The organism is Mesorhizobium sp. M1406 (assembly GCF_040317555.1).
Taxonomy (GTDB): domain Bacteria; phylum Pseudomonadota; class Alphaproteobacteria; order Rhizobiales; family Rhizobiaceae; genus Mesorhizobium.
Genome location: NZ_JAMYKW010000122.1, coordinates 1 through 7,195 on the forward strand (window position 1 = coordinate 1; position 7,195 = coordinate 7,195).

Here is a 7,195-nt window from a genome sequence, read left to right on the forward strand (position 1 = left end):
CGCTGAGGGGCCAAAGCCCCACAGGGGCGCCGATGATCTGGTCATTCACGCCCAAGCCGCGGCCAGTGTCCGCCTGCCACTGGATTACATTTTCTGACATAACGTTATCCTTTCTGGAGTTGGAAGCCCTTGGTGTTTACCATAGAGGATTACTATCGTGGGTGACGTTTCATTAAGGATTCTGAAGCCTATTTCACCATTGTGTAATAAGCGTAATATTTGGACGCGTATTCTATTCTGGAAGGCGTTGGTGCGTGGATCATTTTTCAAGGGTTTGCCGATACGCAGGCGAGATCGCCAACGACATGATCTTCGCCCGACGCCCTACAAACACTATGCCAGCCGCCATCACCGAGTCGCGAAGGTGAAATTAAAGGTGATAAACTGTCCGGAATACGAGGCGGGCTTCGGCGGCGCGGCAGTCTGACGCTGTGGTTGACAGAAGAAGCCTTCGCCAGTTGGCATGCGCCGTGAAGAACGACCCGCGGCGCCAGCCCCGCTATTCCGATCTCGCCATCGAGGCGGCCTTGACACTGGGATGCGTGTTCGGGCTTCGTCTGCGCCAGAGCGAGGGATTGACGACCTCGCTGCTCGACCTGATGGGCCTTGATCTACCGGTTCCCGATCACAGGACGCTAAGCCGCCGGCGCAGATATGGAAACGATCGGCCAAGCGGCAGCGGCATCCCGAGGACGGTCCACTGCATGTGCTGATCGATAGCAGCGGTTGAAAGTCTACGGCGCAGGCCAATGGCTGGAAGACAAGCCGAAACGGCCGTATGTTCCCATTTGTGCAGGCTTTTTCCAGGATGTCCCTTGCCATAGTGCCTTGCGTCGCAGCGTTGGCATCGACGATTATGCGTCCGATAGCGGGCAAAGCGTTACGTGTCATCTTCGCTCAGACGGGTCTATACAATTGCGATAGACCCCGGGAGTGATGGGGGCAATCCCGATCGCGCTTGGCCGGGTGGCCCCGTCAAGACAAGATCCATGGTCCGATAGTGGCATAAATCAGCCGAACGTCTGCGATGACAAAAAAGGCTGCGAGAACGCCGTCGATCCATCGCTGCGCTTTCTGATAGACACGCGAAACCGATGGGAGCGAAAACACGATCGCGTATCCCCCGAAAATCACCACGGCCAGAAACGCACACCCCAGCATGATGACAAAGGGCATGTAGACGGGCGTACCCGGCTGCAACCCGAGAGAAATTGTTGCAATCCAGCCCATGATGGCCTTCGGATTGGCGATATGCAGGGCGATCCCGCGCCGATAGATCTTGCCCAACTCCGTGCGGGACAGCGCCGCCTCCGGCGTTGCAGAAAGGTCTTTCCCGGCAAGCGCGGAGCCGGCAAACCGTGCACTGAGATAGAGCAGATAGCAGCCTCCGATGAACTGGATGACATTGAGAGCACTCGGCCAGGCTTTCAATACCGTTGCAACGCCGGTCGAGGCGAGCACTGCCCACATCCAGGAGACAGAGACGACGCCGGCAGCCAGTGCAAGCGCTGCGACACGGCCCCGGCTCATGGCAGTATTCATGATGGCAAGATTGCTCGGCCCTGGACTGGATGCGGCCAGAATGTAGGCCGAGAACGCCATTATCAGGGGAGTGCCCTGCCCACCGAGGGATCGATGATCATGGCTATCTGCTCATCTGAATAGGCTGATCACATCGGCTGGAAGCTGCTTTAGCACTGCCAAAACCTCTGACCGCGCGTCCTCGGAAAGTGACCTGATGGGCAGGGGAGGTGAAGCATGGCAGATCTCCAATGCCTCCGCCAAAGCATAGACAACCCGCAGGCTGGAATACCGTTTAAACAGAGCCCAGAGCGGCTCGAGGCTGGCATTGATCCTGCGCGCCTCGGCCGCATCGCCCCTTTGTGCAGCCCTGACGATCTTCAAACAGGCATCGGGAAGAAGTCCGCCAATGACACTGTACCAGGTATCCGCACCTGCAATCATCGCCTCGGTGCACTGCGCGTCTCCACTGTAGCCGATCGAAAAGCCGTCTGGCACCTGTGAGCGCTGGTCCTCCAGATGGCGCTGGGTTTCGGCCGGACCAAAACCGGGGTTTTTGATGGCGACGATCCCGGGCACCCGAGACAGCCTTTCGACCAAGGCGGATGAGAAACGAAAATGCGTTGTTCCGGGATTGTCATAGATGCAAATCGGCAAACCGGATTCCAATGCGACTGTTTGGAAATGCTCGAACACTTCATCCTCGGTCAGAGGTGCGTACGACACTGCAGACAGCAAGCCGGCTGTCGCACCGATCGCTTTGGCATCCTTGGCATGTTGCACCGCTTCGTCCGTCCTCAGCGCTCCAATCCCGACCAACAAGGGAATATCAGCACCGACTTTATCGGTGGCCGCCTCAATTGCGCATTGGCGCTGTTGGCGCGACAGGAACATGTAACTGCCCGTGCTTCCCAACAGGCCGATAGAATCGACCTTTGCCTCCATCAAGCGCGCAAGAAGTTTTTCCAATGCGGGCTCATCGATATTACCGCCGCGATCAGCGGGGGTGATGGGAAACGCGGACAAACCGCGCAGGAAAGTCATGTGTCTCCAACTCTTTGGCCGTTGAACTGTAAGCCGACGGTCCGGCGTTGATGTCATTTACATTGCCAACTGGCCTTGGATATAGCGCCAGTTCTCGTCAATGTTGCCAGTCCAGTTAGCTTTTGGCGATGCGAGGTCCGGCCTCGCAAAGGGGGGAGGCGCGGGACTGTTAAATCTTTCCGACTTGGAATTCACGCTAACGTCATGCGAAATGATCTCTTGCAAGATTGTAGAAAAAAGCGGCGCCACGTACGAGGATGTCATCGTTGAAGTCATACGTCGTCGAGTGCAGCCCGGAACTGTCACCGTTGCCGATGAGCAAATAGGCACCGGGGACCTTGTTCAGCATGAACGAGAAATCTTCGCTGAACATCATGGTTCTGTCGCAAACTTTCGGAAAACGCTTTGAGATGAGATACTTATACTTACCGCCTGAATGACGCTTAAAAACCTTATCGGGACACAGTCGGGCCTTGCTCTTTGGACCGGGCCGCCGGAGCTGCTGGAGCGCGCTTCAACCGGCGCAAGCGTGCGGTCGGCAGCAAGTGGCATATGGACGAGACGTACATCAAGGTCCGCGGCCAATGGATGTACGTCGGCAAAGGGCGGACTGAATATTTCAGAATGAAGACAAGGTGTAAAAGAGCGAATACATAACGACATAAACATTTCGTTATGCGATATTGACAAAGTGCGGACCGCTGTGATTGTCTGCGGGTTGTGGTTCTCCGCACGGCGCTGCCGGAGCGGAGCTAAGAGGGAAGCCGGTGCGATGCCGGCGCTGCCCCCGCAACTGTTAGCGGCGAGCCAACCCCACTCATGTCACTGAGGCGAATACCCTCGGGAAGACGGGTAGAGGCTATGACCCCGCGAGCCAGGAGACCTGCCACGGCGAATTACGTCCACGGGCGGGGTGTCTCGGTGGCCGCTGCAACCCGGCGTTGGTGCCGGCCTGCTAGCGCCTTCCTTGTCACCGACGCCCCAACCATCGGGGTATGACATGACTGTCTCTCAGCAAATTCCTGTAGCAACGCTCGGCGTGCCGCGCATCGGTCGTCGGCGAGAACTGAAATTCGCGCTTGAAAGTTACTGGTCCGGAAAATCTTCCGCCGCCGCCCTTCTCAGGACGGCGAAGGCGCTCCGTGCCGCTAGCTGGGAGGAGCAGCACGATCGCGGCGTGTCGAGAATCCCGTCGAACGACTTCTCGCTATACGACCATGTGCTCGACACCGCAGCCATGGTCGGCGCCGTTCCATCCCGTTACGGCTGGAATAGCGGCGAGGTCCCACTTGACATCTACTTCGCAATGGCGCGCGGCAACCAGGGTCAGACGGAGGGTTGTGGACACGCTGGTCACCAGCAGGCGGCTCATGGGCCTGATGTAACCGCGATGGAAATGACCAAGTGGTTTGACACCAACTATCACTACATTGTGCCGGAACTCGACGATGATCAGACGTTCGCCCTCTCGTCAACGAAACCGGTCGATTACTTCCTCGAGGCTAAAGCTCTCGGCATTCACACACGCCCAGTCATCCTTGGACCCATCACCTTCCTCAAGCTGGCGAAATCGCCTGCCGAAGGGTTCGGTCCCATCGCGCTCCTATCGCGGCTGCTGCCCGTCTACGAGCAACTTCTGCAGAGGCTGAAGCTGTCGGGAGCCGACTGGGTGCAGATCGATGAGCCAGCGCTTGTCCTCGATCTGAACCCGAACGAACGAGCTGCGTTCGAATTCGCCTATGGACAGCTGTCGAAAGCCGCGCCCGAGCTGAAGATCATGCTGGCTACGTATTTCGGGCCGCTGGGAAACAATCTCGAAACCGCGGTTTCTCTGCCCCTGGCTGGGCTGCATATTGATCTCGTGCGCGCTCCCGAGCAGCTGGAAACGGTGGGTCGGCTCGCTCCGAAGGATCTGGTGCTCTCGCTTGGCTTGATCGATGGCCGCAACGTCTGGCGTGCGAACCTGCCCGCCATTCTCGACCGCATCAAATCGATCGTCGCCGGCTGGCCCTTGGACCGCGTCGAGATCGCGCCTTCTTGCTCGATGCTGCATGTGCCGATCGACCTGCGCATGGAGACGGAACTCGACGCCGACATCAGCTCGTGGCTCGCCTTCGCAGCCCAGAAGACCGACGAATTGGTGTTGCTGGCCCGGGCCCTGTCCCAAGGCAGAGATGCGGTGGCTGGCGCGTTGAAAGCGTCTGCCGAGGCTGCCGCCACGCGCGTGACATCCACGAGGATCCATGACCCGCTTGTTCAGGGGCGGATCGCCAGCATTGACGATAGCATGAAGCGACGAGAGAGCGCTTTTGCCGAGCGCTCCAGAGTCCAAGCCGGCTCACTCGGGCTGCCGCCGTTCCCGACGACGACCATCGGGTCCTTCCCGCAGACGCCGCAGGTACGCAAGGCGCGGGCCGCTCATGCGAAGGGCCAGCTGAGCTATGTCGACTACGAGACGTTCCTGAAGAAGGAGATCGAGGCTGCAATTCGCTGGCAGGAAGAGATCGGGCTGGACGTGCTGGTGCACGGTGAGTTCGAGCGAAACGACATGGTACAGCATTTCGGCGAGCAGTTGTCCGGCTTCGCGCTCACCCAGCATGCCTGGGTACAAAGCTATGGGTCGCGCTACGTGCGTCCCCCCATCATTTTCGGCGACGTATCGAGGCGCAATCCGATGACAGTGCGCTGGTGGCAATTCGCCCAGTCGCTTACGGAAAAGCATGTTAAGGGAATACTCACAGGCCCAGTGACCATTCTCAACTGGTCTTTTGTTCGCGACGACGTACCCCGCTCCGAATCCTGCCGCCAGATCGCGCTCGCCATCCGCGACGAAGTGACGGATCTCGAAAGGTCCGGCGCAAGGATAATCCAGATCGATGAGGCCGCGTTTCGCGAAGGATTGCCACTGCGCCAGTCTGACTGGAAAGTCTATCTCGACTGGGCTGTCGAATGCTTCCGGATCGCTTCAACGGGTGTAAATGACGCGACTCAAATCCATACCCACATGTGCTATTCGGAGTTCAACGAGATCATCGACGCGATCGCTGAAATGGATGCGGATGTCATTTCGATTGAGACCTCGCGCTCGAAAATGGAGCTGCTGGACGCCTTCATGAGCTCCAAATATCCGAACGAAATCGGTCCCGGAGTCTATGACATTCACTCACCACGCCTCCCGGGAGTCCGTGAGATTTCGGATCTCGTCATGCTTGCCCGCCAGCGACTGTCGGATGCCCAACTGTGGGTAAACCCGGACTGTGGCCTCAAAACACGTAAATGGGAGGAGGTCCGCCCTGCCCTCATGAACATGGTCGCTGCAGCACGTGCGCTCCGGGAGAAAGCGTAGGCCTGATGCTTCTCCTTCCTCACCATGACGTGAGTTGCGGGCTGCCGCATGTCGGCCGTAAATGTGCCAATACGCGATCACATCCTTTGAAATAAGTCACTCGAGCGAGAATGAGCACTTCCCTTCGGCACGTAATCGCGCAGGAAATATCCATTTGGACGATACGCTTTAATATCGGCTCCTTCGGAACATACAGGCCGCGCCGCTCGGAAAATCGTACATGCGTCTTTCTTAAACTAGACCGCCTGTCGCGTTCGCTCAGGTGGCGACCTGCGCGTCTGTCCGCTTCACCAGTCGATTAGCGCAGACTACGGGTCGAGGTGGCAGGATTCGGATGTTGCCAGCGTCCCGCCAATTCGGAAAATCCGTAAGGCCTTGACCCTCGCCAGCGCCCGACTTAGCTTCTATAAGCAACTTGCGTAGGGATCTGGTGTGCAGCCCGATGACATCGAACTCATCCTGGACGCGGATATTTCGGAGGACCCATGCCTCCTCTTTGACGTGGTCACGCCCGATGGCGTGCTTCAGCTCTTGGGCAACGTGGAGATGGGCAGTAATCATCTTGTCGTCCGTGACCTGCATATTGGGGGCGATGCCGAGGTCCAGTGGGGATGGTCCAAATTACGCAAGCTCGGTCGAGTGATCGCGGAGAAGCTTAATGTCGACTACATCGAAATTCGGGTGCGAACCCGGGACGTCGTCCTGGTGTCGTCAGGCTTCTCCCGTCCGACTGAGCCTCAGTTTTCTTCACGGCGCGAATACTCCTGAGGCCGCCCGGATTCTCGTCAAGAGACAGTTGCCACTGAGGACGGCCCACGCGATACTCACGGAGATGGTCGATCACGGCAAGGCGTTCGTGACGGTTCCTTGCGTCGACGACCTATTGGCACTGAAGAATGAACTGTCGTCCGCAGGCGTGATCGCGAAGGTTCATGCGCCGCGGCCGATAAGTGTTCGCGAAGTCCGGGATCGCACGAAGCTCTCTCAGGAGGCATTCTCGGTGAGGTATGGCCTCGATCTGGCAACGCTTCGAAACTGGGAGCAAGGTCGCTCGAAACCGGATGTAGCGGCGAATACTCTCCTTTGGACCATCGCCCGGAATCCGGAAGCAGTCGAAGAATCGCTGGACATGGAGGACGGAGTGGCTCCCCCATCGCCCTAAGGGGGGCCGGTCAGGTTGTGTGCGTCAAGTTCTGCAAAAAGGGCGGCCATGGTGCTGGTCATGCGGCTTGGCGTAGAGCGAGCTTCTTGTGCTCGCGCAGATCGTCCATGTTGATGTAGCGG

General features: G+C 58.2%; 6 protein-coding genes, 2 pseudogenes and 1 riboswitch. Of the genes and pseudogenes, 5 read left to right on the plus strand and 3 right to left on the minus strand.

Translation table 11 applies throughout. From position 1 onward, the window contains the following. Positions 1 to 364: 364 nt before the first annotated feature. Positions 365 to 765, plus strand: a pseudogene (locus NKH03_RS33885) (transposase); the annotation flags it as partial. Positions 766 to 975: 210 nt separating this feature from the next. Here NKH03_RS33885 and NKH03_RS33890 read toward each other — a convergent pair. From NKH03_RS33890 to NKH03_RS33900, 3 genes are all read right to left on the minus strand, one after another. Further along, positions 976 to 1,602, minus strand: coding sequence for a LysE family translocator (locus NKH03_RS33890; RefSeq protein ID WP_352973196.1), 627 nt, complete (start codon positions 1,600 to 1,602; stop codon positions 976 to 978). Between the two features lie 51 nt (positions 1,603 to 1,653). Beyond that, on the minus strand, positions 1,654 to 2,565 hold the full coding sequence (locus NKH03_RS33895; protein WP_352973197.1) for a dihydrodipicolinate synthase family protein: 912 nt from the start codon (positions 2,563 to 2,565) through the stop codon (positions 1,654 to 1,656). Between the two features lie 202 nt (positions 2,566 to 2,767). Further along, positions 2,768 to 2,941 carry a M20/M25/M40 family metallo-hydrolase gene (locus NKH03_RS33900; RefSeq protein ID WP_352698775.1) on the minus strand — a complete coding sequence of 58 codons (174 nt, stop codon included), beginning with the start codon at positions 2,939 to 2,941 and terminating at the stop codon, positions 2,768 to 2,770. A gap of 134 nt (positions 2,942 to 3,075) precedes the next feature. Between NKH03_RS33900 and NKH03_RS33905 the strand changes: the two are divergent. The 4 genes and pseudogenes from NKH03_RS33905 to NKH03_RS33920 all read left to right on the plus strand — a co-directional run. Beyond that, positions 3,076 to 3,162: pseudogene (locus NKH03_RS33905) on the plus strand (IS6 family transposase); the annotation flags it as partial. A gap of 107 nt (positions 3,163 to 3,269) precedes the next feature. Further along, positions 3,270 to 3,470: riboswitch (cobalamin riboswitch) on the plus strand. A gap of 95 nt (positions 3,471 to 3,565) precedes the next feature. Further along, positions 3,566 to 5,911, plus strand: coding sequence for a 5-methyltetrahydropteroyltriglutamate--homocysteine S-methyltransferase (gene metE / locus NKH03_RS33910; RefSeq protein ID WP_352973199.1), 2,346 nt, complete (start codon positions 3,566 to 3,568; stop codon positions 5,909 to 5,911). A gap of 432 nt (positions 5,912 to 6,343) precedes the next feature. Beyond that, positions 6,344 to 6,679 (plus strand): hypothetical protein, encoded by a 336-nt coding sequence (locus NKH03_RS33915; RefSeq protein ID WP_352973201.1) that lies wholly within the window; start codon positions 6,344 to 6,346, stop codon positions 6,677 to 6,679. A gap of 64 nt (positions 6,680 to 6,743) precedes the next feature. Continuing rightward, a complete protein-coding gene (locus tag NKH03_RS33920; protein WP_352607984.1) occupies positions 6,744 to 7,073 on the plus strand; it encodes a helix-turn-helix domain-containing protein in 330 nt (109 codons plus the stop codon). Positions 7,074 to 7,195: the final 122 nt, after the last annotated feature.

Coding starts and splice junctions, on each gene's coding strand:
- NKH03_RS33890 (WP_352973196.1), bottom strand. CDS start 1,602: ATGGCGTTCTCGGCCTACATTCTGGCCGCATCCAGTCCAGGGCCGAGC.
- NKH03_RS33895 (WP_352973197.1), bottom strand. CDS start 2,565: ATGACTTTCCTGCGCGGTTTGTCCGCGTTTCCCATCACCCCCGCTGAT.
- NKH03_RS33900 (WP_352698775.1), bottom strand. CDS start 2,941: ATGATGTTCAGCGAAGATTTCTCGTTCATGCTGAACAAGGTCCCCGGT.
- metE (WP_352973199.1), top strand. CDS start 3,566: ATGACTGTCTCTCAGCAAATTCCTGTAGCAACGCTCGGCGTGCCGCGC.
- NKH03_RS33920 (WP_352607984.1), top strand. CDS start 6,744: ATGGTCGATCACGGCAAGGCGTTCGTGACGGTTCCTTGCGTCGACGAC.